This is a genomic window from Mycobacterium sp., assembly GCF_965229105.1.
In the GTDB taxonomy this organism is placed as follows: domain Bacteria; phylum Actinomycetota; class Actinomycetes; order Mycobacteriales; family Mycobacteriaceae; genus Mycobacterium.
This window is the reverse complement of the sequence record NZ_OZ245858.1, coordinates 2,986,679-3,012,647: the sequence shown is the minus strand read 5'-3', so window position 1 is coordinate 3,012,647 and position 25,969 is coordinate 2,986,679. Positions and strand designations below refer to the sequence as shown.

At 64.4% G+C, this 25,969-nt stretch carries 18 protein-coding genes; 11 read left to right on the top strand and 7 right to left on the bottom strand.

Annotated features, from left to right (window positions below; all coding sequences use genetic code 11):
• Positions 1 to 120: 120 nt before the first annotated feature.
• The 4 genes from ADBZ9O_RS14255 (at position 121) to ADBZ9O_RS14240 (ending at position 3,071) form a co-directional block, all read left to right on the top strand.
• On the top strand, positions 121 to 939 hold the full coding sequence (locus ADBZ9O_RS14255) for a UbiA family prenyltransferase (RefSeq protein WP_526532264.1): 819 nt from the start codon (positions 121 to 123) through the stop codon (positions 937 to 939).
• Entirely contained in the window at positions 926 to 2,005 is a 1,080-nt protein-coding gene (locus tag ADBZ9O_RS14250; RefSeq protein ID WP_526532262.1) for a type III polyketide synthase, read from the top strand. Before ADBZ9O_RS14255 ends, ADBZ9O_RS14250 begins: the two co-directional genes overlap by 14 nt.
• Entirely contained in the window at positions 1,999 to 2,514 is a 516-nt protein-coding gene (locus ADBZ9O_RS14245) for an isoprenylcysteine carboxyl methyltransferase family protein (RefSeq protein WP_526532259.1), read from the top strand. The genes ADBZ9O_RS14250 and ADBZ9O_RS14245 overlap by 7 nt, the downstream gene beginning before the upstream one ends.
• 140 nt (positions 2,515 to 2,654) lie before the next feature.
• Entirely contained in the window at positions 2,655 to 3,071 is a 417-nt protein-coding gene (locus ADBZ9O_RS14240; protein WP_526533148.1) for a DUF6319 family protein, read from the top strand.
• A 34-nt stretch (positions 3,072 to 3,105) separates the two neighbouring features.
• Here ADBZ9O_RS14240 and ADBZ9O_RS14235 read toward each other — a convergent pair whose 3' ends face one another.
• The 6 genes from ADBZ9O_RS14235 to gap all read right to left on the bottom strand — a co-directional run bounded on the left by ADBZ9O_RS14235 (position 3,106) and on the right by gap (position 9,387).
• A complete protein-coding gene (locus ADBZ9O_RS14235) occupies positions 3,106 to 3,612 on the bottom strand; it encodes a hydrogenase maturation protease (RefSeq protein WP_526532257.1) in 507 nt (168 codons plus the stop codon).
• Positions 3,596 to 5,062, bottom strand: a complete 1,467-nt coding sequence (locus tag ADBZ9O_RS14230; protein ID WP_526532255.1) for a Ni/Fe hydrogenase subunit alpha — start codon at positions 5,060 to 5,062, stop codon at positions 3,596 to 3,598. The genes ADBZ9O_RS14235 and ADBZ9O_RS14230 overlap by 17 nt, the downstream gene beginning before the upstream one ends.
• A 15-nt stretch (positions 5,063 to 5,077) precedes the next feature.
• On the bottom strand, positions 5,078 to 5,707 hold the full coding sequence (locus tag ADBZ9O_RS14225; RefSeq protein ID WP_526532253.1) for an NADH-quinone oxidoreductase subunit B family protein: 630 nt from the start codon (positions 5,705 to 5,707) through the stop codon (positions 5,078 to 5,080).
• Positions 5,704 to 6,417: a 2Fe-2S iron-sulfur cluster-binding protein gene (locus tag ADBZ9O_RS14220; protein ID WP_526532251.1), complete on the bottom strand. Its 714-nt coding sequence runs from the start codon at positions 6,415 to 6,417 to the stop codon at positions 5,704 to 5,706. Before ADBZ9O_RS14220 ends, ADBZ9O_RS14225 begins: the two co-directional genes overlap by 4 nt.
• A complete protein-coding gene (locus ADBZ9O_RS14215) occupies positions 6,414 to 8,198 on the bottom strand; it encodes an NAD(P)H-dependent oxidoreductase subunit E (protein ID WP_526532249.1) in 1,785 nt (594 codons plus the stop codon). The genes ADBZ9O_RS14220 and ADBZ9O_RS14215 overlap by 4 nt, the downstream gene beginning before the upstream one ends.
• A 172-nt stretch (positions 8,199 to 8,370) precedes the next feature.
• Positions 8,371 to 9,387, bottom strand: coding sequence for a type I glyceraldehyde-3-phosphate dehydrogenase (gene gap, locus ADBZ9O_RS14210; protein ID WP_526532247.1), 1,017 nt, complete (start codon positions 9,385 to 9,387; stop codon positions 8,371 to 8,373).
• Between the two features lie 263 nt (positions 9,388 to 9,650).
• Here gap and ppsA point away from each other — a divergent pair, with 263 nt between their 5' ends.
• From ppsA to ADBZ9O_RS14180, 6 genes are all read left to right on the top strand, one after another.
• Positions 9,651 to 12,047: a phosphoenolpyruvate synthase gene (ppsA, locus tag ADBZ9O_RS14205; RefSeq protein WP_526532245.1), complete on the top strand. Its 2,397-nt coding sequence runs from the start codon at positions 9,651 to 9,653 to the stop codon at positions 12,045 to 12,047.
• Positions 12,044 to 15,700, top strand: coding sequence for a trehalose-phosphatase (gene otsB / locus ADBZ9O_RS14200; RefSeq protein ID WP_526532243.1), 3,657 nt, complete (start codon positions 12,044 to 12,046; stop codon positions 15,698 to 15,700). The genes ppsA and otsB overlap by 4 nt, the downstream gene beginning before the upstream one ends.
• Before the next feature lie 68 nt (positions 15,701 to 15,768).
• Entirely contained in the window at positions 15,769 to 16,290 is a 522-nt protein-coding gene (locus ADBZ9O_RS14195) for a hypothetical protein (protein WP_526532241.1), read from the top strand.
• Positions 16,283 to 17,944: an NAD(P)-binding protein gene (locus tag ADBZ9O_RS14190; RefSeq protein WP_526532239.1), complete on the top strand. Its 1,662-nt coding sequence runs from the start codon at positions 16,283 to 16,285 to the stop codon at positions 17,942 to 17,944. The genes ADBZ9O_RS14195 and ADBZ9O_RS14190 overlap by 8 nt, the downstream gene beginning before the upstream one ends.
• On the top strand, positions 17,941 to 21,537 hold the full coding sequence (nifJ, locus tag ADBZ9O_RS14185) for a pyruvate:ferredoxin (flavodoxin) oxidoreductase (protein WP_526532237.1): 3,597 nt from the start codon (positions 17,941 to 17,943) through the stop codon (positions 21,535 to 21,537). The genes ADBZ9O_RS14190 and nifJ overlap by 4 nt, the downstream gene beginning before the upstream one ends.
• Complete coding sequence (locus tag ADBZ9O_RS14180; protein ID WP_526532235.1) at positions 21,537 to 22,547, top strand: dihydroorotate dehydrogenase-like protein; 1,011 nt, start codon at positions 21,537 to 21,539, stop codon at positions 22,545 to 22,547. Before nifJ ends, ADBZ9O_RS14180 begins: the two co-directional genes overlap by 1 nt.
• 4 nt (positions 22,548 to 22,551) lie before the next feature.
• Here the strand turns inward: ADBZ9O_RS14180 and ADBZ9O_RS14175 are convergent, their stop codons facing one another.
• On the bottom strand, positions 22,552 to 23,916 hold the full coding sequence (locus ADBZ9O_RS14175; protein ID WP_526532233.1) for a wax ester/triacylglycerol synthase domain-containing protein: 1,365 nt from the start codon (positions 23,914 to 23,916) through the stop codon (positions 22,552 to 22,554).
• A 186-nt stretch (positions 23,917 to 24,102) separates the two neighbouring features.
• On the opposite strand from ADBZ9O_RS14175, the gene ADBZ9O_RS14170 reads away from it, so the two are divergent.
• On the top strand, positions 24,103 to 25,926 hold the full coding sequence (locus tag ADBZ9O_RS14170) for an AMP-dependent synthetase/ligase (protein ID WP_526532231.1): 1,824 nt from the start codon (positions 24,103 to 24,105) through the stop codon (positions 25,924 to 25,926).
• Positions 25,927 to 25,969: the final 43 nt, after the last annotated feature.

The following is a 25,969-nucleotide window of genomic DNA, read 5'->3' as shown; positions in this document are numbered from 1 at the left end:
GAATTTACTACCATGTCAAATGCTCTATTCCATGCCGACTTACGGATTCTGGCGCCGCATACGCGCAGACACGAGGGGAGACCGACGATTACGGTCCGCACTCGGACAGCGCCCTTCGTCGTGAGCCGCACGCGAGCACTCATCATCGCCAGCCACCCGGGACCGTCGCTGGCCATCACGGCCATCACCACCGTGTTGGCGGCGCAGGCGGCACCTCACGGCATCGGCCCCGCACTGACGGCGCCCGCGATGCTCGCCGGCCAGCTTTCTATCGGCTGGTCCAATGATGCCGCGGACGCGGGCCGAGACGCTGCGGCGGGCCGGACAGACAAGCCGGTCGCCAGCGGTGCGATCAGTGTTCGCGCGGTGTGGATAGCCGCCGGTGTATCGCTGCTTGCCGCGCTGGCCATGGCGCTGTTCATCAGCGTGCTGACCGCGCTCATCCTGGCGGTGATCGTCGGGGCAGCGTGGGCCTACAACCTCGGACTGAAGTCGTCGCCGGCGTCGGGCCTGATGTACATCCTCGGGTTCGGCCCGATTCCCGCTTATGCGGCAAGCACACTGCCGGGCCAGCCCATCCCCATTTGGTATGCGACGGCGGCGGCGGCCCTGGTCGGCCTCGGCGGCCACTTCGCCAACGTGCTCCCCGATCTCGCCGCCGACCGGGCCACCGGCGTGAGCGGTTTACCGCAACTGGTGTACGCCCGTTGGGGCGCGGGAGCGGTGCGCGCCATCGCACTGGTGTTGTTGCTATCGGCGTCGGTGCTGCTATTGCTGGCGTCGAGCCTGCGGTGGGTGGCGTTGATCGGGTTGGGCGTCGCCGTCGTGTTCACCGCCATCGGTGCCCGCGGTGCGGGCCGAGTGCCGTTCGCGGCCGCGTTCGGTATCGCCGCCGTCGACGTCGTTGTGTTAGCCGCAGGCGGCTATGCCCAGACCTGACAGCACCCGGATCATGGCGGTGCAGTCCGCCTTCCCGGTGCACCGATACCCACAGGCCGAGCTCACCTCGAAGGTCGCCGAGCTCAGCGGCCTCGGCCCGACCGAGCGGGAACTGCTGGAGCGGCTGCACGGTAAAGCCGGCGTCGACTACCGCCACACCGTCCTGCCCTTGCCGCAATACGAAAGCCTGCGCGGGATCGAGCTGGCCAACGACCTCTATATCGACCAAGCTGCCGACCTCGGGGAGCGGGCGCTCCGCGGAGCCCTGGACGCGGCGGAGCTGACCGCGCGCGATCTGGACCTGCTGATCGTGACGTCGGTAACCGGAGTGGCCGTGCCGTCCCTCGACGCCCGCCTCATCCCCCGGCTCGGGCTGCGGCCCGACATCAAGCGGCTGCCCATCTTCGGCCTCGGCTGCGTCGCGGGCGCCGCCGCACTGGGCCGGCTGCACGATTACCTGCTGGCCTGGCCGGACCATCACGCAGCAGTGCTCGCGGTCGAACTCTGCACGCTGAGCTGGCCGATGACCGACGTCACCACGGCAGACCTGGTGAGCAGCGGCCTGTTCGGTGACGGGGCGGCAGCCCTGGTGGCCAGCGGCAGGCGGGCGGCCACAGGACCGGCCGCCGACGACCTCAGGGTGCTCGCTTCGCGCAGCGAGGTCTACCCGGACAGCGGCGATATGTTGGGGTGGCGGCTGGGATCGGACGGCTTCCGGATCGTGCTGACGGCGGAACTCGCCGATGTGATCGAGCGACGACTGGAAGGCAGCGTCACCTCCTTCCTGGCCGAACACGGACTGACCGTCGACGACATCACCACCTGGGTGTGCCATCCGGGCGGACCGAAGGTCATCGACGCCATCCAGCACAGCCTCAAGCTGCCCGACAGCGCGGTGGAAATGACCCGTCGCTCGCTCGCCGAAGTCGGCAACCTGTCCTCGGCGTCTGTCCTGCACGTGCTGGAGAAGACGATCGCCGCAGAACCGCCGCCGAAGGGATCGACCGGCCTGATGATCGGGCTGGGCCCAGGGGTGAGTGTCGAGTTGGTGTTGCTGCGGTGGTGACCGTCTACTACACGCTGCTTGTCATCATCACCTTCGAGCGGCTGGCCGAGTTGGTGGTATCGCAGCGACACGCCACCGAGCTACTGCGTCGCGGTGGTGTCGAATACGGCCAACGACACTTCCCCGTGATGGTGGTGCTTCACGTGGCGTTGTTGGTTGGCTGCTGGGTGGAACCCATTGCGCTGCACCGCACTTTCGTCCCGGCTTTGATGTGGCCGATGATCGCCCTCGTAGTGGCCGCCAATGTGCTGCGCTGGTGGTGTATCACCACGTTGGGCACGCGATGGACGGCGCGAGTGATCGTCCTTCCCGGCCTACCGCTGGTCAATACCGGCCCGTACCAATGGTTTTCGCATCCCAACTACGTGGCGGTCGTCCTCGAGGGCGCGGCGCTCCCCCTGGCCGGCTCGGCGTGGATCACCGCCGTCACATTTACCGTTCTGAACGCTGTGCTGCTGGCGGTCCGGTTGCGCTGCGAGACAAGGGCGTTGGCCGCAGCGACACCGTGACCGACGCGCTGGTGATCGACGATGGGCTGATGGCCGCCTGGCGTGGCGAAGTTGGCCAGCAGTCGAACATGTGTTCTAATATCTCGGTAGTGCCGGCCCGCTCACTGCGGGCGATATTCGAAAAGGAGTTCGCCGCAACGATGACTGTAGACACCCTGACAGTAGAAGCGCCGCCCATCCCCTCTTTCGACACCGCAACATCGGAAAGTCCGGCGGCGCCTATCGCGGCCGAGGCCGCTATCGAGGAAAAGCCCACGAAGGCTCCGGCCAAGAGGGCCGCGGGCAAGAAGACCAAGACTCTCGAGCTGACCCTGACTGTCACAGGTACCGCCGACGGCGAATGGCGCGCCGAGCTCAAGCAGGGCTCCGCCTACCTGGCCCGCGACCTCGCGGTTGCGGCCGCCGCGGTCTCCCGCGCAGCCAAGGAATTGCACGAGGACCTCTCCACCCCGATCGACGCGGTCATCGAAGAGGCTCGTTCCCAGCAGGCCGCCAAGGTTGCCGCGCTGGAAACCGAACTGGAAGCCGCCCGCCGGGCTCTGGCCGACCTGGACTGAGCTCCCCCGAATCACCTCGACGACGCCTGCGCGCTCAGCCCGGCACGCTGTCGACGTCGCGCGCGAACCCGAGAATCAAGTCCAGTGACTGCTCAAGGTTGCGTTCGGCGGGTCCGGTCAATCCCTCCTGGAGTTCCCACTCGTAGCCGCGGATCGCCAACAGGTGTGCGTCGGGGAGCTGTCCGAAACACTGCCGGGTGGTCGCCAGAATCGCCCCCACCGAGATTGCGTGCGAGGTGAAACTGATGTCCAGTTTGGCCTCCGGCCGGATGAGCGAAAACGATTCGACCGCATGATCTTTCGTGGCGTCCACGAACAGCACCCGCGCGTATCGACTGATCAGATCCGCGTCTTCGAAGCCCAGCTGATAGGTACGCCGCAGGCGCAGGGGTCGCGCAGGGAAGCACTGCTCGAGCCGGTCGATGAATGCCCAGCCCAGTCCGTCGTCCTGACGACCCACGTTTCCGATCCCATAGATCAGCGAGGTCGGGCTATCGAAGAATTCGCGCGATAGGCAGTGCGGCTCAGCGTTGATGTTCATCAAGCACGCGGCCTTTCGCATCGAGAATCGTTACCGTCAACGGCATTTGGCCCAGGGCATGGGTGGCGCAGCTCAAGCAGGGGTCATAGGCGCGAATCCCCACCTCGATCGCGTTCATCATGCCCTCGGTGATCTCCGTCTGGCCGTTGAGATAGTCCTCGGCGACGCTGCGCACCGTCCGGTTGAGGACCTGGTTGTTCTGGGTGGTTGCCACGATCAGGTTGGCGAAAGTGACGTTCCCTTCGCGGTCGGCACGGTAGTGATGGACCAGGGTGCCCCGAGGTGCCTCCACGACGCCGACTCCCTCCCCGACCCAGGCATCCACACCCGGTGTCACTATCAGGTCGTCCTTCACGATGTCCGGGTCGTTCAACAGCTCCCTAACCACTTCGGCGGCATGGATGATTTCGATGGTTCGCGCCCAATTCGTATGCAGCGTCTTGTTATTGGCACGCGCACCGGTATAGGCATGGAACTTCTCCAGCGCCTCCGCGGCAATCGGGGTCGACAGCGATCGCGTGACGTTGAGCCGCGCCAGCGGACCCACTCGCACCGAACCGGAATCGCGGCCGAGGTCGGTGAGGTAGGGGAACTTCATGTAGCTCCACGTCTCCACTCCTTCGGAGATATGTTGGAGATAGTCGCGGTAATCAAACTCACGTACGAGCTTCCTGTGCTCGTCGGTCACCCTGAGGTGGCCGTCGTAATAGTCGACATTCCCGTCATCGCCCACCAGGCACATGTTCAGCGCGGGGACGTTGGCAAAGCCGTCGACCTCGTCACGGTGCTTCTCGTGGAAGTCGTAGAACATCTGCAGACCCAACTGGGCGTCGGTGATGACCTCGTCGACAGACGGCAGCCCATCCTCGCCACGCAGGAATCGATCCACGTCGGCGGCAGAGAGGCTCTTGTTCACGCCGCCGGGCACCGAGGAGATGCCATGCATGCGCTTTCCGAAGACGGCCTCCAGAATCTCCTGACCCCACTTACGCAGCCGGACAACACGTTTCATGAGTTCTGGATTGGCCTCGATCAGCCCGATAAAATTGCGTTGCTCGGGCGCGGCGTCGATACCGAACAGCATCTCCGGCACGACCAGGTAAAAGTAGGCCGTGACGTGTGACTGCAACATCTGCGCGTAGTGACCGAGACGGCGCATCTTGACGGCGGTGGGAGTCAGACAAGTCCCGGATACCGGCCCCACCCCGATCATGTCGTCGAGTACCTTGGCTCCAGCCAGATGATGGCTGACACAGCAGATGCCACAGATCCGCTGCATGAGAACCGGTGCCTCCCAGTAGGGGTGGCCCTGGATGAATCGCTCATAGCCGCGAAACTCCACCACGTGCAGCTTGGCATCGGTGACGTTGTGGTGGTCATCGAGTTCGATGACCACCTTCCCGTGTCCCTCGATGCGGGTGATCGGATCGATCACAATCGTCGTCGCCATGCCCGCTGTCCCCGATCAGTCGAAGTGGTTCAGTGATGTGGGCAGATGCACTGGGCGCCCGTTGATCAGATCCTCGAGCACGTCGAGGATCGCATCCGCACTCGGCGGGCAACCGGGAACGAAGTAGTCCATGTGCACGACCTCGTGGCACGGGTACACGTTGTTGGTCAGCAGCGGGATCCGCCGGTCGAGAGGCACTGCCGGACGTGCGCCCGGCGGCGCTGTCGGAGAGTCCGTGTAGGCCTCGGCAAGACAATCCTTGAGCCCAACCAGGTTACGCAGCGAAGGCACGCCACCCCAGATCGCACAGGCCCCCACCGAAATCAGAACGTCGCAGTTCTCCCTGAAGTGCCGCAATGTCTCGATATTCTCTTCGTTGGCGACCCCGCCCTCGATGAATCCGATGGCGCACCGCTCCGGAATGCGCTTGATATCGGTGAACGATGATCGCAGTATCGTGATCTTGTCCAGCAAGGTGATCATTCGCTCGTCGATATCGAGCAACGACAAGTTGCATCCCCAGCAGCCGCAGAGGCTGATCATCGACACCTTGATCTTGTCGGCGCGTTTGGCGACCAATTCAGGGTCAAGTGGCGTCGCTGGAAGTTCATGCGACGCAACCTCATTAGCGTCCGAGGTGGTCACGAGTCACACCTGGATGACGGATCCAGCGCCCGGTCCCTGACAGATTCGACGTCGTAGCTCCGCTGGCCGATGGGCTGGTCATAACCCACCCCCTTTTCGAGGATCGTTCCCACCGGGCAGATATCGACGGCCTCCCGAACCTGCTCGGGGGGCATGGCGTTGGCAAGTTCTGCGTCAATCTCGATACGAGCTTGTGCCCCACGGCCGTTGATACTGAAGATCTTTTTGCCAGTTGCGCGATCCCTGACGAACTCCACGCATCGTTGGCAGAAAATGCAACGGTCTCGCTCCAACCAGATCGTCTCCGAGGCATGGTCAGCCGCCCGCTCGGGGAACTGATACGGAAAGCGGGACACCACCATGTCCACCTCGTAGCCCACCGCCTGGAGGGTGCACCGGCCCGACTTCTCACAGCTGGGACAGTTGTGGTTGCCCTCGGCGAACAGCATCTCCACCAACGCTTTGCGCGCGTCGATGAGTTCGGGGTCGTCGACCTGCACGCGCATCCCGTCACTGACCTGGACCGCACACGCGGCGGCGACGGTGCCGTCGACTCTGACCGAACACACCCGGCAGGTGCCCAGGGCCGGATGTTCGGGCAGGTAGCACAACGTAGGGATGTAGACACCAGCCTCCGCAGCGACGTCGACGAGCACCCTGCCCTCTTCGGTGGTGATCGAACGGCCGTCGATTTCGAACCGGATGGTCACAGTGACTCCCGTTGTGCGAGTTCGGATACGGCTTGGGCATAGCCAGTTAGCTCAGCTTCCACGTCGAAGGACGGCAGCACAGTGTCTTTGCGCTCACGAAGCCCGGCCGAATAGAGCTCGGGGAATTTGTTCAGGGAGGTCAGGATCGGGTTCGGTGAGGTGGCGCCCAAGCCGCATCGGCTGGTGTGCGCGATGATCCCGCCCCAGGTGCGCAAGTCATCGAGATCGGACTGCATTGCTCGTCCGGCGGCGACCAGACCCACCTTTTGGCGGAGCAGCAGGTTACCGGCTCGGCACGGCAGGCAGATGCCGCAGGATTCATCGGCAAAGAACTGCGTGAAGTCCGCGACGACATCGATCAAGTCCCGATCGTGGTTGAACACCATGAACGAGCCGCTGCAGGACAGATCGTCATAGGCGATCCTGCGGTCGGCATCGGCGGCCGATGAAACCATCTCGCCCGACGGTCCGCTGATTTGAACGGCCCTGGCATCGCCTGCCCCGACCATGTCGAGTACCTCACGCAATGTCACCCCCCACGCCACCTCGTATATCCCTGGCGCAGCGCAGTCCCCGGAGACGCTGAGCAACCGGGTACCCGTTGAGCCCGGCACCCCCATCGTCGCGAACCACTCGGCGCCCTCGGACATGATGCGGCTCGCCGCGGCAAAAGTTTCGACGTTGTTCACCAATGTCGGCCGGCCCAGGAAACCGTGCTCGACCGGGAAAGGCGGCTTGAGGCGCGGCGTTCCACGCTTACCCTCGCTCGATTCGATCAGCGCGGATTCGTCACCACAGATGTAGGCGCCGGCGCCGAGCTGAATGCGAATGTCGAACCCTGCGCCGAGCACCCCATCGACGCGTAGCTCGGCCAACTGTCTGGCCAGGTAGTCCCGCAGATACACGTATTCCGCACGCAGGTAGAGGATTCCGTGGCGGGCACCGACGGCGTGGGCCGCGATCGCCATACCCGAGAAGACCTGCTTGGGTGAGTAGGTCAGCAATACCCGGTCCTTGAAAGTCCCCGGTTCGCCCTCATCGGCGTTGCAGATGATGTACTTCTCGTCGCCGGCGGTCGCCCGGCACAGACTCCACTTGGTGCCCGTGGGGAAACCCGCACCGCCGCGTCCCCGCAGGCCGGATTCGGCGATGGTGGCGATGACATCGTCGGGCGCCATGCCCAGGCAAACCTCCAGTAGCGCTCGGTAATCGGTATCGCCACAGAAGAACGCCGGCCCCGCCGTATGCACTGTGCTGGGTGCCAATGCCTCGACGTACGCCATCTCGTCGCGGGGCAGGCCCGCGGGATTGGCGATGTTCGCCGCGGACTCACCGTTTTTCATGCGGCCGATGATCTCGGCGATGGTCTCCGGTGTCAGATCGGTGAAGACGACATCGTCGATCAGCATCGCGGGTTCGTGGTCGCTCAACCCTATGCACGCGGTTTCGAACAATCCGAAATCGGCCGATCCGGGCCCGCCGAAACGTGTTCCGGTCACGTCTTCCAGGGCGGCATAGACCTGGCGGTAGCCGCGCGTCTTGGCGATGACGGTGTTGCTCAGATAGATGCGGTGACGGCCCGACGGAGTGGTGTGGAAGAAGTGGTAGAACGTCGCCGTCTCCAGCACGTCTCCTACGCTCAACCCGAGCCAGTCGGCTATCCCGGCAGCGGCTTGCGCAGAGATGTAACCGGACTCGCGCTGCACATCCCACAAGATGTCGATGAGCCCGGTGCGGTCGCGCGCATACCGGTCGAGAATCGTCGCGATATCGGTAGTCATCCGCCGCTCCACGTCAGAAGTAAGCGAGGCCGCGACGCTACCACGATCGACCTACTTTCGCCGTGCCGAGTAGTCGTTTTGGTTATAATGTGGATCAGCGGATGGGTGGGCGAATCCGTAAGCGCCCCAACGGTAGTGATGGCCTGGTTCGCATCGGCGAGGCTGCAGCGGTTCACAGGGTGGATGCGACAAGGCCGGTCAGGTCGACCAGCCGCTGAGAGTAGCCCCACTCGTTGTCGTACCAACCGACGATCTTGACCAGGTCGCCTGTCACTTTGGTCAGTCCGGCATCGAATATGCATGACGACGGATCGGTCACGATGTCGGAGGAGACAATGGGATCCTCGGTGTAGGTAAGGAAGCCGTTGAGTTCTCCGTCGGCGGCGGCCGCAAACGCGGCGTTGACGGTTTCCACTGTGGCCGGCTTGCGGACGGTAACGGTGAGATCGGTGGCGGAACCGGTGGGAACCGGCACCCGCAATGCGTATCCGTCGAGGCGGCCCTCCAGCTGTGGCAGCACCAAGCTGATCGCACGGGCAGCGCCGGTTGAGGTTGGCACCACGTTGATAGCCGCCGCGCGCGCCCTGCGCAGGTCGCGATGCGGACCGTCCTGCAGGTTCTGATCAGGGGTGTACGCGTGGATGGTGGTCATCAGGCCGCGCTCGATACCGAAAGCCTCGTCGAGCACCTTCGCCATCGGGGCCAGGCAGTTGGTCGTGCAGGAAGCGTTCGATACGACGGTCTGGGTGCCGTCATAGTCGCGGTGGTTGACGCCCATCACCACGGTGAGGTCGGCGCCTTTCGACGTCGCGGACACCACCACTTTCTTCGCCCCACCATGTAGGTGACCTCGGGCCTTTTCCGCGCTGGTGTAGCGGCCGGTGGCTTCGACGACGACATCCACACCAAGATCTGCCCACGGTATCGCTGTCGGGCCATCGGAGATGGACCACGCTTTGATCACCTGGTCCCCGACCATGATGTTCTCGCCATCGACCGACACCTGATGTGGGAGGCGTCCCAGGACGGAGTCGTACTTGAGTAGGTGCGCCAGGGTCACGTTGTCGGTGAGGTCGTTCACCGCCACGATCTCGATGTCCGTGGTTCCCGCCGCTTGCTGCGCGGCCACCGCTCGGAAGAAGTTTCGACCGACCCGGCCAAAGCCGTTCACGCCCACTCGAATCGCCATGAATTCTCCTCATATGTTGTGGCCCAGCTCCGCTTCGGCTGCGGGCAAAATCGAGTCTGACCTCGCATACGGCCGAGCAGCAGAGCACAACGTCCTCGATTTCGCGCCTTCCTTCCTTCCCGTCCGTGCTTCGGCCTCTTCTACTCGATGTTGTAACCAAATCAAGTGACCTTCGGCTCTGTCATCGGGTGCGCTGGGGTGCGACGTTGGCTGTACGACGTTGGCTGTACGACGTGGATGACCCGCCACGAGAGGGACAGGTTATGAGCACATCTGAGTACGTCCGTTTCTTCGAGGAATTCGGCATAGACGATGTACCGCTGGTCGGCGGCAAGAACGCCTCGCTGGGCGAGATGTTGCAGAAGCTGTCCAGCAACGGCGTCCGTGTCCCGCACGGGTTCGCCATTACCGCCGCGGCTTACCGCCACATGTTGGACCAGGCCGGCGCCTGGGAGGGTCTGCATGCCGAACTCGACGAACTCGACCCCACCGATGTGGCCGCGCTCGCCCGGAAAGCCAAGCGTGCCAGGGAGATCGTCTACGGCGCCGGCCTCCCACCCGACCTGGCGGCTGAGATCCTGGACGGCTATCGCGCACTCCAGCAGGAGTACGGCGAGGATGTCAGCCTGGCTGTGCGGAGCTCGGCGACCGCAGAGGATCTGCCGACGGCAAGCTTTGCCGGACAGCAGGATTCATACCTCAACGTCAAGGGCGAGGAGAGCCTACTCGACACCTGTCGCCGTTGTTTTGCCAGCCTGTTCACCGACCGCGCCATCCACTACCGGATCGACCAGGGCTTCGACCATTTCAAGGTCTCGCTCTCGATCGGCGTAATGAAGATGGTGCGTTCCGACATCGCCTCGTCAGGGGTGATGTTCTCCCTCGACACCGAATCGGGCTTCCGCGATGCCGTCTTCATCACCGGCGCCTACGGACTCGGCGAGAACGTGGTTCAGGGAGCCGTCGACCCGGACGAGTTCTACGTGCATAAGCCGACCTACCTCGCAGGCCATCGCACCGTGCTGCGCCGCCTCCTCGGCGACAAGGCCGTGAAGATGATCCTCGTCGAGGGCGAGACCAAGAACACCACGAGGAACATCCCCACTCCGAAGGCCGACCGCTCCCGGTTCTGCCTCTCCGATGCCGATGTCCTCGAGCTGGCCGGCTACGCATGCACCATCGAGGCGCACTACGGCAGGCCGATGGACATGGAGTGGGCCAAGGACGGACTCGACGGTCAGCTTTACATCGTCCAGGCCCGCCCCGAGACGGTGGCCTCCCAGCACAGCGTGACCGCACTGGAGAGCTATGTGCTCGAAGGGCGCGGCGAGATCCTCACCGAGGGCCGGTCGGTGGGTGAGAAGATCGCCTCCGGTGCGGTGAAAAAGATCGAGAACCTCACGCAGCTCAATGAATTCAGGCCAGGCCAGGTGCTTGTCGCCGACACCACCACGCCCGACTGGGAACCGGTGATGAAGACCGCCGCGGCGATCGTCACCAACCGCGGCGGGCGCACCTGCCACGCATCCATCATCGCCCGCGAGCTCGGCATCCCCGCCGTGGTTGGCACCGGCGACGCGACCACCTGTGTGCCCGACGGCCAGGTGGTGACCGTCTCGTGTGCCGAGGGCGACTCGGGCCGGGTTTACCAGGGTGCGGTGGGTTTCCACGTGGATCGCACCGAAGTCGGCGACATGGCCCGGCCCCGGACGCACATCATGCTCAACCTCGGCAACCCCGACCTCGCGTTCAAGACGTCGTTCTTGCCCAACGACGGTGTGGGACTGGCCCGGATGGAATTCATCATCAGCGAGTACATCCGAGTTCACCCGCTCGCCCTGCTGCACCCGGAGAAGGTCGACGACCCGGAGGCACGCCGGACGATCGCCCGACTCACCCAGGGCTACGCGGACGGCAGCGCATTCTTCACCGAGCGACTCTCCGAGGGGATCGGCACCATCGCCGCCGCCTTCTGGCCCAAGCCCGTGGTGGTGCGAATGTCGGACTTCAAGACCAACGAGTACGCCAGCCTGGTCGGCGGGCAGGGCTTCGAACCGTCCGAGAGCAACCCGATGCTGGGCTTCCGCGGCGCATCGCGCTACGCGCATCCGGCCTACGCCGAAGGCTTCGCGCTGGAATGCCGCGCGATGCGCCGGGTTCGCGAGGAGATGGGCCTGACCAACGTGATTCTGATGCTCCCGTTCGTGCGCAGAATCGCCGAGGCGGACCTCGTGCTCAAGACGATGGCAGAACACGGGCTGAAGCGTGGTGAGCACGGGCTCAAGGTGTATGCGATGTGCGAGATCCCGAACAACGTGATCCTGATCGACGAATTCGCCAAGCGCTTCGACGGTTTCTCCATCGGCTCCAACGACCTGACTCAACTCACCCTCGGTGTCGATCGGGACAGTGAGATCGTGGCGTTCGACTACGACGAACGCGACGACGGTGTCAAGGAAATGATCCGGTTGGCCGTCGAAGGATGTCGCCGCAACGGGATTCACTCCGGTCTGTGCGGGCAGGCACCGTCGGACTACCCGGACATGGCCGAGTTCCTGGTCCGGCTCGGCATCGACTCGATAAGCCTGAACCCCGACACCGTAGTCAAGACCACCCGTCAGATCCTGGAATTGGAACGACAGCTCATGGTCGCGCCATGAAACTGCCGATCACCATCGACCCGCGTCACTACGACGCGGTGCTGTTCAACCTCGACGGAGCGCCGACCACCGACGCGTCGCTCTTTGAGTCGACCGTCGATCTGGCGAGGAAACTCCAGAGCATCGGCGTCGCCACGGCGGCCCATTCGTCGAGCCCGCACTGTCAGGGCACCTTGAAGGCCGCCGGGGTCGATGACCTGTTCGACGTGTGCATCGATGGAATGGGTGGCGAACACGGGACTGCTGTTCTGCAGGAAGCGGTGCGCCGACTAGGTGTGCGCCCGCAACGGTGCGTTGTTGTCGAGGACACCTACGCCGGAGTGGCAACGGGCCGCGAAGCCGGGTTCGCGATCGTCATCGGTATCGACCGCACCGGGAACGGGGACTTGCTCCGCGCCGGCGCAGGCGCCATCGTCGCCGACTTGACAGATGTCACCGTCCGGCGCGGCGACAAACGGGTCTCCGAACTCCCTAATGCGTTGGCGTCCTACGGTCAACTGATCGGGATAACCGGTGCTCGAGAGTCGTTGGTATTCCTCGACTATGACGGGACGCTGTCGCCCATCGTTTCCGACCCCGATGCGGCCGCGCTTGTCGACGGCGCGGCCGAGGCACTGGAACTCGTTGCGGCAGTCTGCCCGGTAGCCATCCTCAGCGGCCGGGACCTTGCCGATATCCGCACGCGAGTCAGCACACCCGGCATCTGGTATGCCGGCAGCCACGGTTTCGAGCTGATCGAACCGGATGGCACCTACCACTGCAACGAAACGGCCGCGCCGTCGGTCCCTCTGCTCGAGCAAGCCGCCGCCGAACTGACCCACGCGCTGGCCTCGATTGCGGGTGTTCGCGTCGAGCACAAGCGCTTTGCCGTCGCGGTGCACTACCGCGAGGTCGCACCAGAGCACGTCGACGAGATCGTCGCACTGGTCCACCAGGTCGGCCGGCAGGAGGGCCTACGAGTGACCAGCGGACGCAAGCTCGTCGAGCTGCGGCCGGATATCGAGTGGGACAAGGGCACCACGCTGGCCTGGATCCGTGATCGGATCGACCCGGCCGGTGACCTGCTGCCGATCTATATAGGCGACGACCTCACCGACGAGGACGCCTTCGACGCGGTGCACTTCGACGGAATCGGGATCGTCGTCGGACACGATGAGGACGGGGATCGTAAGACTGCTGCTCAATTCAGTCTGCAGAGTCCCCAGCAGGTATGCGAGTTCATGCAGCGCGGTTCGAAATGGCTTGCCTACAAGCACCTTGCGTCGGGCGAGTCGTGGGAATACACCTTCGATGGATATGACCCACAGAGCGAGAAGCTTCGGGAAGCATTGTGCACGTTGGGAAATGGCTATTTCGCTACCCGGGGGGCCGCACCGGAATCGGCGGCGGGGCAGGTGCACTACCCCGGCACCTACGCGGCCGGGGTGTACAACCGTCTCGTCGACAACGTCTCCGGCACCGAGATCGACAACGAAAGCCTCGTAAACCTGCCCAACTGGCTTGCGCTGACGTTCCGGTGCGAAGGCGCCAACTGGTTCGACCTCGACGAGGTCGAAATCTTGTCCTACCGGCAGACACTGGATCTTCGCGGCGCGGTGCTGACCCGGGATGTTCGGTTCCGTGATGATGCCGGCCAGACGACCACACTCAAACAACGACGTTTCGTCGCCATGCACATGCCCCACGTCGGCGCTCTTGAGTCCACGATCCTTGCCGAGGATTGGTCGGGGACCATCGAGATACGCTCCGCCCTGGATGGCGGCGTGACGAACTCGCTGGTCGAGCGGTACCGGGATCTGGCCAACCAGCACCTCGGCCCGCCGCAGAAGCACGAGATCTCTGATGATTCGGTGCTGCTTTCCACCCAGACGACGCAATCTCGCATCCCCATCGCGATGGCGCAGCGAACCGCCGTGTGGCGCGACGGCGAAGCCGTGCCCACCTCCTATCGGCTGTTCGAGGACGCCACCAGGATCGGTCACGACATCACTGTTCGGTTGTCGGTTGGTGAGTCGGTCACGGTCGAGAAGATCGTCACCCTGTACACGGGCCGGGATGCCGCTACATCCGAACCTGCCGTCGACGCCGAGCGCTGCCTCGCCCGATTAGGCCGGTTCGCCGAGATATTGGACGGGCATCTGACCGACTGGGTGCATCTGTGGGAGCGGCTCTCCATCGAATTCGACGGCTTCACCGACGAATTGCGGATCCTACGGCTGCACATGCTGCACCTGTTGCAGACGGTTTCGCTCAACACCTCCGACCTCGATGCCGGGGTGCCGGCCCGCGGATTGCATGGTGAGGCATACCGCGGTCACATCTTCTGGGACGAACTGTTCATCTACCCGGTGTTGAACCTGCGGCTGCCGATGATCACCCGCTCACTGCTCGGCTACCGGTATCGGCGGCTGCCAGAAGCCCGGCATGCCGCCGCGGCAGCCGGCTACGCGGGTGCGATGTTCCCATGGCAGTCCGGCAGCGACGGGCGCGAGGAAAGTCAACGGCTGCATCTCAATCCGCGCAGCGGCCACTGGAACCCCGACGCCAGCGCTCGTGCACACCATATCGGCATCGCCGTCGCCTACAGCGCCTGGCAGTTCTACCAGGTCACCGGCGACCTGGCTTACCTCATCGACTACGGCACAGAGCTGCTGGCCGAGGTGGCACGCTTCTTCGTCAGCAGGGCGACCTACGACGTCGAGCTCGCCCGGTACGGCATCCGGGGCGTTATCGGGCCCGACGAGTTCCACTCGGGTTATCCCGACGCCCCGTATGACGGTATCGACAACAATGCCTACACCAACGTGATGGCGGTGTGGGTGATCATGCGGGCCATCGACGCCTTGGACCTTCTGCCGCTACCGAACCGGTTGGATCTGCTGGAGACGCTGGGACTGAGCAGTGCCGAACTGGCGCACTGGGACGACGTCAGCCGCCGGATGTACGTCCCGTTCCACGATGGGTTCATCAGCCAGTTCCAGGGGTACGGCGAGCTGGCGGAATTGGATTGGGACCGCCTTCGTCAGCAGTACGGCAACATCCAACGCCTGGATCGCATCCTCGAGGCAGAACATGACGACGTCAACCGCTACAAGGCGTCCAAGCAGGCCGACGCACTGATGCTGCTCTACCTTCTCTCGGCCACAGAGTTGCGCGAGCTCCTAGGCCGGCTCGGCTATCACCTTTCACCAGAACAAGTGCCGGAGATGGTGGACTATTACCTGGCCCGCACCTCGCACGGTTCGACACTCAGCGGGGTGGTGCATACCTGGGTACTGGCCAGGGCCAACCGCGACCGGGCCATGGAGTTCTTCAGCGAGGCATTGAAGTCCGATGTATCGGACATCCAGGGCGGCACCACATCCGAGGGTATTCATCTGGCCGCCATGGCGGGAACCGTCGACCTCATGCAGCGGTGCTTCACCGGACTGGAAACCCGGTCCAATCGCTTGATTCTGTCACCGCACTGGCCTGAATCACTTGGGGTGCTGGCCATCCCGATCCACTACCGCGGACTGCACCTGCACCTGCGGGTCAGCGGAAAGGGCGTCATCATCAGTGTTGATCCGCGCGACGCCGCAGGGATCGACGTGGAATGCCACGGCCGCATCGTTCAGCTGATGCCCGGAACCACCGTTCGATTTCCCGGCTGATGGTTGCCCCACGGGGTCTCACGCCGCTTGCGGACAGACCAACTGCCGCCGAAGCACGCACACTCGGCTTGGCCACCGTCGTCTTCTCCGGGCTATACGTGGTTTCCGACGTGATCGAAGCCGCTCAGGGAGGCTTCTCCGGCCTACAGCTCATCCTCACCCTCGTGGGCGAGGCCGCGATCCCGTTCTTTGTAGTGGGCCTCTACGTCGTGCAGCGCCCGCAGATGGCCCGGTTGGGTTTATTCAGCGCCATCGCGTATGCATATAGCTACGTATTCTTCAGCGGCACAGTCATCTACGCGATGATGAACGGCACCAGGGACTACGCGGCACTCACGGACAAACTGGGTGCGTCGATGACCATTCACGGCGCGATCATGGTGATCGCCGGGATCGGCTTCGGGCTGGCGGTGATCCGGGCCGGGGTTCTGCCTCGACGGACAGGCGTCGCCCTGGCGCTGGGAGTGGTGGCTGTCGCCGCGACCCAAACTGCGCCCGCGGGCGTGCAACTGGTGGCCGCGGTACTGCGAGCAGCTGCTTTCGCCGGGATGGGTATCGCGTTGACAGCGAGAGGACACCGCCATGAGTGACGATGCGCTCCACCGGCCCGCTACCGGACCGACGAAAGATGTCACGCCGCTTGCCGATCTGGCTCACGGACAGTCGCGGGCCGGCCCGGTACGCGAGCACAGACCGGTCTACGTCGACCTCCTGCCACCGTGCAACTCCGGTTGTCCAGCCGGGGAGAATATCCAATCCTGGCTTGCCCATGCCACCGCTGGCCGCCACGAAAAGGCTTGGCGGCAGCTCGTTTCCGACAATCCGTTTGCCGCGATCCACGGCCGGGTCTGTTATCACCCGTGTGAAACCGTCTGCAACCGCGCACAACTCGACAGCTCCGTGTCGAACCATTCGGTGGAGCGGTTCCTCGGCGACCTGGCCCGGGAACGCGGTTGGACCTTCGATCCACCGCCTATCCGAACAGGCAAGCGCGTCTTGGTGATCGGCGCGGGGCCCAGCGGGCTCTCGGCCGCCTACCATTTGGCCCGGCTCGGCCACGAGGTCGAGATTCGTGACGCGGGTCCGCTACCGGGCGGGATGATGCGCTACGGCATTCCGGCCTACCGGCTGCCACGAGACGTGCTCGACGACGAGCTGAACCGGGTCACGGCCATGGGCGTGCGGTTGACCGCTAACCATCGGGTCGAGGACCTCGCGGCCGAGCGGGACGAGGGCGGCTTCGACGCGGTGTTCGTCGCGATCGGTGCGCACCTGGCCAAACGTATCGACATCCCGGCCAGCGACGCCGGCTCGATGCTGGACGCGGTGTCATTTCTGCACGGTGTTGCCGCCGGCGAAACGCCGACGATCGGGCGGCACGTCGCTGTCTATGGTGGCGGCAACACCGCCATGGACGCCGCCCGGGTGGCGCGGCGCCTCGGTGCCGACGACGCGGTCATCGTTTACCGCCGCACCCGTGAGCAGATGCCCGCCCACCAGCAGGAGGCCGAGGATGCCGAACGTGAGGGCGTCCGAATCAACTGGCTACGTACGATCACCGCCTTCGACGGCCCCGAATTGCAGGTCGAGGTGATGGAACTCGACGAGTCGGGTTACCCGCGGCCGACCGGACGCTTCGAGAGCCTAGCCGCCGACACCCTGATCATGGCGCTGGGTCAGGAGACGGAATCGGCGTTCATGCGGACACTGCCGGGAGTCGAGTTCGACGCCGACGGCAGCGTGTGCGTCTCGGAATCGCTGATGACCGGCTGCCCGGGGGTGTTCGCCGGAGGTGACATGGTGCCCAGTGAGCGCACCGTGACCGTCGGTGTCGGGCACGGGAAGAAGGCCGCCCACCGCATCGATGCCTGGCTACGTGACGCACCGGTGGTAGGCACGACGAAACACCCGACGGCGACGTTCGACTCGCTACACCTGTGGTACTTCGGCGACGCATCACAGCGCCAGCAGCCCGAACTCGAACCGGCACAGCGCGTCACGAACTTCGAGGAGGTCGTCGGAGGCTTATCCGCCGACCAGGCGATCTACGAGGCGGGTCGTTGCCTGTCATGCGGCAACTGCTTCGAATGCGACGGCTGCCTCGGCGCGTGCCCCGAGGACGCGGTGATCAAACTCGGGGTCGGGCACCGCTACGAGTTCGATTACGACGCGTGCACCGGCTGCGGTGTCTGCGCCGACCAGTGCCCAGTCCACGCCATCGACATGTTCCCGGAGCCCATATGACACGAACCACGGTCGACGGGAACGAGGCCGCCGTTTCGGTCGCCTACCGACTCAACGAGGTGTGCTGCATCTACCCGATCACGCCGTCCTCGCCGATGGCCGAATTGGCCGACGTATGGTCCAGCGCCGGGCGGACCAACGTCTGGGGCACCGTCCCGACCGTGGTCGAAATGCAAAGCGAGGGTGGCGCGGCGGGTGCTCTGCACGGTGCCCTACAGAGCGGGGCGTTGACCACCACCTTCACCTCGTCGCAGGGCCTGCTGCTGATGATCCCGAATATGTACAAGATCGCCGGCGAGCTGACCTCGGCCGTCATCAACGTCGCAGCGCGATCGGTTGCTGCGCAGGCATTGTCGATCTTCGGTGATCACTCGGACGTGATGGCCGTGCGGCAAACCGGGTTCGCGATGCTGGCCTCGGCCTCGGTCCAGGAGGCCCAGGACATGGCGCTCATCGCGCAGGCAGCCACGCTGGCCACCCGGGTACCTTTCGTGCATTTCTTCGACGGTTTCCGCACCTCGCACGAACTGAACACGATCGAGACGCTGACCGACGACGACCTCCGGGCGCTGATACCCGACGACTTGGTGTGGGCACATCGTGGACGCGCACTGTCTCCCGAGCGGCCGTTCATCCGTGGCACCGCACAGAACCCGGATGTCTACTTCCAGGCGCGTGAAACGGTGAACCCGTTCTACGCCAGGGTGCCGGGTGTGGTCGCGGACCTGATGGCGCGGTTCGGCGAGCGCACCGGTCGCAGGATGGGCATCGTCGACTACAGCGGGCATCCGGAGGCGGAGCGCGTACTGGTGCTGATGGGCTCGGGCGCCGAGACTGTGGTGCAGACCGTCGCCGCCCTCGTCGAACAAGGTGAGCGGGTGGGCGTGGTCCAGATGCGCTTGTACCGACCATTTCCCACCAGGGCGCTACTGGATGCGCTGCCGGCAACCGTGCGCACAATCGGCGTGCTCGACCGCACCAAGGAGCCAGGATCGATCGGCGAACCCTTGTACCTGGACGTCGTCGCGGCACTCGCCGAGGCCCATTCCGACGGCGAACGACCGGTCATGCCGCGCATCACCGGCGGACGCTACGGCTTGTCATCGAAGGAGTTCACCCCCGCCATGGTCGCGGGGGTGTTCGCCGAACTCGCCCGCGAGCGACCGCGGCGACGGTTCACCATCGGTATCGACGACGACGTCTCGGGCACCAGCATCGATTACGACCCGTCCTTTGACATCGAGTCACCCACCACATTTCGAGCGGTCTTCTTCGGGCTCGGCTCCGACGGGACCGTCAGTGCCAATAAGAACACGATCAAGATCATGGGATCGGAAGGCCTGTTCGCCCAGGCGTACTTTGTCTACGACTCGAAGAAGTCGGGTTCGCAAACCGAGTCGCATCTGCGTTTCGGGCCAGATCCCATTCACGCGCCCTATCTGGTCGGAGGCGCCAATTTCGTTGGCTGCCAACAGTTCCGCTTCCTCGACAAGATCGACGTTCTCGGTCGCGCCGCCCCCGACGCGACGCTGCTGCTGAACTGCCGACTTGCGCCGGAGAAGGTGTGGGACGCGCTGCCCCGTCTGGTCCAGAAACAGATCCTGGACAAACGGATCACGCTCTATACCGTCGACGCCGACCGGATCGCGCGCGAGGCCGGGTTGGCGGGCCGCATCAACATCGTGCTCCAGACGTGTTTTTTCGCGATCTCGGAGGTGCTGCCCCGGGAACGGGCCATCGACCGGATCAGGGAATCGGTGCACAAGATGTACGGCAACCGTGGCGCCGAGGTGCTGGCCAAGGAATTGGCCGCCGTGGACGGCGCCGTGGCCGGGCTGGCGCGAATCGCGTTGCCGGCCGGCATTTCCGAAGCCACCTCTACCGCGACACCAGTACCGACGGTGCCGGAGTCGGCACCGGAGTTCGTCCGCACCGTGACCGCGGAGATGATGGCCGGACGTGGAAACCTGCTGCCGGTCAGCGCACTTCCGGTGGACGGCACCTATCCCAGCGGTACGACTGCCTTCGAGAAGCGCAACATCTCCGAGTTGGTCGCGGTATGGGATTCCGAGAGCTGCATCCAGTGCGGCAACTGTAGTTTCGTCTGCCCCCACAGCGTGATCCGGTCCAAGTTCTACGACGGTTCCCAACTGGACGGGGCCCCTGAGGAATTCGCCTCCGCGCCGTTGGATGCCGTCGGCCTGCCGAACGCCCGGTACTCATTGCAGGTATACGTCGAAGACTGCACCGGATGCGGCCTGTGTGTCGAGGCCTGCCCCGTCACCGTCCCCGCGGGGACCGTCATCCCCGGGGTGGGCGTGACCAAGGCGATCAACCTTGCTCCCGCCGAGGCGCGGTTGACGATCGAGCGCGAGAACATCGGCTTCTTCGAGACACTGCCGACCAATGACCGGGCCAGGGTGGACTTCGGCACGGTGCGTGGCACCCAGTTCCTGCAGCCGTTGTTCGAATTCTCCGGCGCCTGCGCGGGGTGCGGCGAGACGCCGTACCTCAAGCTCCTCTCACAGTTGTTCGGTGACCGGTTGATGATCGCCAACGCGACCGGCTGCTCGTCGATCTACGGCGGCAACCTGCCCACCACCCCCTGGGCCACCAATGCCGACGGTCGGGGCCCGGCCTGGTCGAACTCGCTGTTCGAGGACAACGCGGAGTTCGGCCTTGGCCTGCGGTTGGCCAGCGACGGGCACGCCGCGCTGGCCCGCCGACGCCTCGCCGAGTTACGCGACATCCTCGGCGGCGGACTTGTCGACGATCTCCTCTCGTCGCCACAGCTGCGGGAGTCGGAGTTGGCGGCGCAGCGTGAGCGGGTGACCGAACTCAGAGCGCGTCTGGGCGGACTCGATCCCGCTCTGAGCGCCGACCTGCTCAGCGTGGTCGACAGCTTGGTCAGGCGCAGCGTGTGGATCGTCGGCGGTGACGGCTGGGCCTACGACATCGGATCCGGCGGGCTCGACCACGTGCTGGCCACCGGACGCAACGTCAACGTGCTGGTGCTCGACACCGAGGTCTACTCCAATACCGGCGGCCAGGCGTCCAAGTCGACACCGCTGGGCGCGGTCGCGAAGTTCGCCGCCGCAGGCAAGACGGTGCCGAAGAAAGACCTTGCCCTCCAAGCGATCGCCTACGGAAACGTCTATGTCGCCAAGGTCGCCATGGGTGCCGATTCGCAGCAGACACTCCAGGCATTCCGCGAGGCGGAGGCCTACGACGGGCCGTCACTGGTGATCGGCTACAGCCAGTGCATTGCGCATGGCATCGATATGCGGCTGGGGATGGATCAGCAATATCGGGCGGTCGCCAGCGGGCACTGGCCGCTGCTGCGCTATGACCCGGTACTGCGGGCCGCCGGGAAGAACCCGTTCCTGCTCGATTCGCACCGCCCGCGGATACCACTGTCGGACTATGTCTACCGGGAGTTGCGGTACCGCACCCTGGCCAACTCCGATCCGGTCGAGGCCGAACGGTTGCTCGCGCTGGCCGAGCTGGCGATCGAGCAGCGGTGGAATACCTACGAGGAGATGGCTTCTCGCGGCCCGGAGCACTTCCACCCCGACGCCCGCAGGGAGCGCTGATGGACCTCTCAACGCGTTACCTAGGCCTGAACTTGCGCAATCCACTGGTCGCGTCGGCGTCCCCGCTGTCGCGCACCGTCGAGGGTGTGCAACGCCTGGCCGACGCCGGTGTCGGTGCAGTGGTGCTCTATTCGCTGTTCGAGGAGGAACTGCACCGCGAGGCGGAGCGGAACGCCCGGCTGGCTGATGCCGGCTCCGACAGCTTCGGCGAAGCCCTGTCCTACTTTCCGGCCGGAGCCGACGACGACCACGGTCCACGCCGGTATCTGAGCCTGCTCGAGCGGGCGGCGACGTCAGCATCGGTTCCGGTGATCGGCAGCCTCAACGCCAGCAGCCCCGGCAGTTGGGCCCGCTACGCGCGATCGATGCAGGAGTGTGGTGCGGCCGCAATCGAATTGAACATCTATTACCTGCCCGGCGATGCGCATATCAGCGGCCGCGATGTCGAGCAACGTCATCTCGAGATCCTCTCCGGGGTCAAGGATGCCGTGAGCGTGCCGGTGGCGGTGAAGCTCAGCCCGTATTTCAGCGCGACCGCTGAGATGGCCAGGCGCCTGGACTTGGCCGGCGCGGACGGGCTGGTGTTGTTCAACCGATTCCTGCAACCTGACATCGACCCCGAGACCGTGGCCGTCGTGTCCGCGGTATCACTGTCCTGCGCGGCGGAAGTTCGCCTGCCGCTGACCTGGATCACGTTGCTGCACGGACGGATTGGTGCATCGCTGGCCGCGACCACCGGCGTCGAAAGTTCCACCGAGCTGATCAAGTACCTGCTTGCCGGCGCGGATGTGGTGATGACTGCGTCAGCATTGCTGCGGCACGGCCCGGAGTATGCCGCCGCCTTGCTGGACGGACTGCGGGAATGGATGGCACGCAAGGGATACAGCACAGTCGACGATTTTCGCGGGCTGCTCGCCGTCCCCATCGGCGCCGACGAGGCCACTCGTGAGCGCGGCGACTACGTCAGCGCACTGCGGGGAGCTAACAGCAGAGACTTCGGTTCATGGTGATGCGTCAGTCGGCGAGGGCAAGGACCTCGGCGAAGCCGGCCACGAGGCATTCGTAGAAGACGTCGAAATCGGGGATCGCGCCGGTGTCGGCGTCGATGCCGAACGCACAGGTGTCCACATAGGTGAGCAGTGTGACATTGACCGCCGAGCCGACCGTTGGACCGAACGCATACTGTCTGAGCACGCTGGCCCCGCCGAGAAACACCGGAACCGGGATGCCCGGAACATCGCTGGCCAGGAAGTCGACGTGGCGCAAGATCGAGCCGATGTACCAGCGGGGCATCAGGTTCAGCACTCCCGCGATCACCTCGGTATAGGGCAAGGATTTCTCACCTCGAATTTTGGCGGTCTGCTCTTTGATGGCGGTGATTCGCTCTGCCGGGTCAACCGTTCCGACGGGTACGTCGAACCGCATCAGCGTGATCCGGTTACCACCCATCTCGTCACCCTCGACGCGCAGGTTGATCGGCATGCTCAGGTGTAGGTCGCCGACTACGACGCCGTGCCTTTCGTGGTACAGGCGCAACCCGCCGGCCAGGCCTGCCACAAAGGCGTCGTTCAACGCCCCGCCACACCTGTGCGCCGCTTGCCGCAGCTGAGACTTCGGCACGTCATAGACGCCGAGATGACGGGTCAGGGTGCGGTTCTTCATCAGCGGGGACCCGGTGCGGTTCACCGGCCGGACGGTCCGATAGATCGAAGCCGTTGTGGCCGTTACCGACTCGATGGTCCCCACCGGCTGCCGGAGGCTGTTGAAGAAGAATTTCGGGGCCGAGGTGATTGTTCTCGACAGCGCAGTCGCAACGAGGCCGGCGTCGTAGCCCAGCGCATCACGGTAACCACGCAACCACGGCTGCGGGGCGACCACCGGTAGAGCCAGTAGCCGGCCCTGCTGTTCAGGCAGTTCTGAGAGGTCGAACAGGGTCATGGCGATCTGCACCCCGCCGACACCGTCGGTGAGGCAGTGGTGAAACTTGCACAGCATCGCCGCTCCCCCGTCATCGAGCCCGTCGATCAGCGTGACGTTCCACAATGGACGAGCCCGGTCGAAGTCCTCCATCGCGGCCAGGCGGGCCATCTCGAGCACCCCGTCGATGTCACCGGGACTGGGTGCTGCTGCTCGCCGGATATGGAAGCGCAGATCGAAATCCGGGGCCTGCTCCCACCGGGGCGGGGCGGGAGCGAGCGACTCCACCACTCGTTGCCGGAACATCGGCAGTGTGCGGGTGATGCGGTCGAACCGCTCGCACACGTCATCCCAGTCCGGCGCCTTGTCCAGTGTCAACACCGTCACAACAGTGGATCGCAGTCGTGGATCGCTCTCCATTGCCCAGGTGAATGCGTCGCTGCTGCGCATGAATTCAGTCATCTCTACTCCCATACGCAAACGTACGTGCCGCGACGCAGCACGTCAGCACACTCGGCGCAACTGAGGACTTTGTGCCCTTATGGCATCGCCGACAGCGGCGTTGAGTCGAGAGCAGTCAGGGGTACGAGCCAGCGAAGGGGGCGTCGACATGGCCATCGCGAGCATCACGAACGCCGAAAGACAGCCATGACCATTGATGGCACCCTCAGCTCTACCAGGGTAAGCGCCGCGAATGTGGCGGAGATGTTTCTCGACCGGGTCCGCAAGTCGGCGGATAAGGAGGCATTTCGTTATCTTGTTGCCGACGAATGGGTCTCGGCGACCTGGCAGCAAGCCGCGGATCGCGTCGAGGCACTGGCGGCCGGTCTGCTGGCGCTAGGCATCGACACCGAACAGCGCGTCGGTATCGGCTCGAGCACGCGATACGAATGGATCCTGGCCGACCTGGCGATCATGTGTGCGGGCGCCGCGACCACCACCGTGTATTCCAACACCAACGCCGATGACACCGTGTACATCCTTGCCGACTCGCAATGCAGAATCGTGTTCGCCGAGGACACCACCCAGCTGGCCAAGTTGACCGAGCGCCGCGCCGAGCTTCCCGGTCTCACCCAGGTGGTGCTGTTCGACGGCACCGACGACAGCGATTGGGTGCTGACCCTCGCCGACCTGGTCGAGTTGGGTGAGAAGTATCTGCTTGAGCATCCGTCATGTGTGCGAACACGAGTCGACGCGATCCGTCCGGAACAGTTGGCGACGTTGATCTACACCTCGGGGACCACCGGACGGCCCAAAGGCGTGCGATTACCGCATTCTGCGTGGGTATATGAGGGGACCTCGGTCGCCAATTTGAATTTCCTCGGCGAAGACGATGTGCAGTTGCTGTGGTTGCCGATGGCACACGCGTTCGGCAAGGTGCTGGTCACCACGCAGCTGGCCTGCGGGTTCGCCACTGCGATCGACGGGCGGGTCGACAAGATCGTCGATAACCTGGCGGTCGTCAAGCCGACGTTCATGGGCGCCGCACCCCGCATTTTCGAAAAGGCGCACGCCCGGATTGTCACCACCGCGCAAGCCCAAGGAGGACTGCGGGCGCGACTGTTTGCGGCGGCATTCAAGGTTCGCCTCGAGGTGGACCGTCGACAGCGCGCAGGCCGTGCGCCATCTCTGCCGATGTCGCTGCTTTCTCGCCTGTTCGACCGATTGGTATTCAGCAAGGTACGTGAGGTCTTCGGCGGGCGAATCCGATTCTTCGTCTCGGGTGCGGCACCGTTGAATCGCGATATCGGTGAGTGGTTCCACGCGGCAGGACTGCTGATCCTCGAGGGTTACGGACTCACCGAATGTGCGGCGGGCGCATGCATCAATCGGCCTGATCACTACAAGTTGGGCACCGTTGGCCTGCCGTTTGAGGGCACGTCGATTCGGATCAGCAACGACCAAGGGGAGATCCAGATCCTCGGCGGCAGTGTGATGGACGGTTACCACGGCCTGCCGGACATGACAGCGAAAGCGTTCACCGATGACGGTTGGTTGCGCACCGGGGACGTAGGCACCATCGACTCCGACGGCTTCCTCACCGTCACCGGCCGGATCAAGGAGATCTTCAAGACCTCCGGGGGCAAGTACGTTGCCCCGCCGGCGATCGAGGCAAAGTTCATGGCGCTGTGCCCCTACGCCAGCCAGTTCATGGTGTTCGGGGAAGCCCACAACTACTGCGTGGCGTTGATCGCCCTGGATGCCGACCTGATCGCGGGGTGGGCTGCGGTGAACGGCCTCAAAGGGGCGACCTACGCGGAACTGTCCAAAGCTCCAGCGGTACACGCGCTGATCGAGGAGCACGTCGTCAAGCTCAATGCCGCACTGAACCGATGGGAAACCATCAAGAAATGGGAGCTGCTGGACCACGACCTGTCCATCGAGGGCGGTGAGCTGACACCCTCATTGAAGGTGAAGCGCTCGGTGGTCGCCGAACAGAACAAGCACATCCTCGATGCCCTCTACACCTGATCGAGCGCTGCGCACAGCGGCGAGCGCAAACTGCACCTGAAAA

Excerpts from the sequence above, each read along its gene's own strand:
- ADBZ9O_RS14250 (WP_526532262.1), top strand. The coding sequence starts at position 926 with ATGCCCAGACCTGACAGCACCCGGATCATGGCGGTGCAGTCCGCCTTC.
- ADBZ9O_RS14240 (WP_526533148.1), top strand. The coding sequence starts at position 2,655 with ATGACTGTAGACACCCTGACAGTAGAAGCGCCGCCCATCCCCTCTTTC.
- ADBZ9O_RS14235 (WP_526532257.1), bottom strand. The coding sequence starts at position 3,612 with ATGAACATCAACGCTGAGCCGCACTGCCTATCGCGCGAATTCTTCGAT.
- ADBZ9O_RS14230 (WP_526532255.1), bottom strand. The coding sequence starts at position 5,062 with ATGGCGACGACGATTGTGATCGATCCGATCACCCGCATCGAGGGACAC.
- ADBZ9O_RS14215 (WP_526532249.1), bottom strand. The coding sequence starts at position 8,198 with ATGACTACCGATATCGCGACGATTCTCGACCGGTATGCGCGCGACCGC.
- gap (WP_526532247.1), bottom strand. The coding sequence starts at position 9,387 with ATGGCGATTCGAGTGGGCGTGAACGGCTTTGGCCGGGTCGGTCGAAAC.
- ppsA (WP_526532245.1), top strand. The coding sequence starts at position 9,651 with ATGAGCACATCTGAGTACGTCCGTTTCTTCGAGGAATTCGGCATAGAC.
- otsB (WP_526532243.1), top strand. The coding sequence starts at position 12,044 with ATGAAACTGCCGATCACCATCGACCCGCGTCACTACGACGCGGTGCTG.
- ADBZ9O_RS14190 (WP_526532239.1), top strand. The coding sequence starts at position 16,283 with ATGAGTGACGATGCGCTCCACCGGCCCGCTACCGGACCGACGAAAGAT.
- nifJ (WP_526532237.1), top strand. The coding sequence starts at position 17,941 with ATGACACGAACCACGGTCGACGGGAACGAGGCCGCCGTTTCGGTCGCC.
- ADBZ9O_RS14180 (WP_526532235.1), top strand. The coding sequence starts at position 21,537 with ATGGACCTCTCAACGCGTTACCTAGGCCTGAACTTGCGCAATCCACTG.
- ADBZ9O_RS14175 (WP_526532233.1), bottom strand. The coding sequence starts at position 23,916 with ATGACTGAATTCATGCGCAGCAGCGACGCATTCACCTGGGCAATGGAG.
- ADBZ9O_RS14170 (WP_526532231.1), top strand. The coding sequence starts at position 24,103 with ATGACCATTGATGGCACCCTCAGCTCTACCAGGGTAAGCGCCGCGAAT.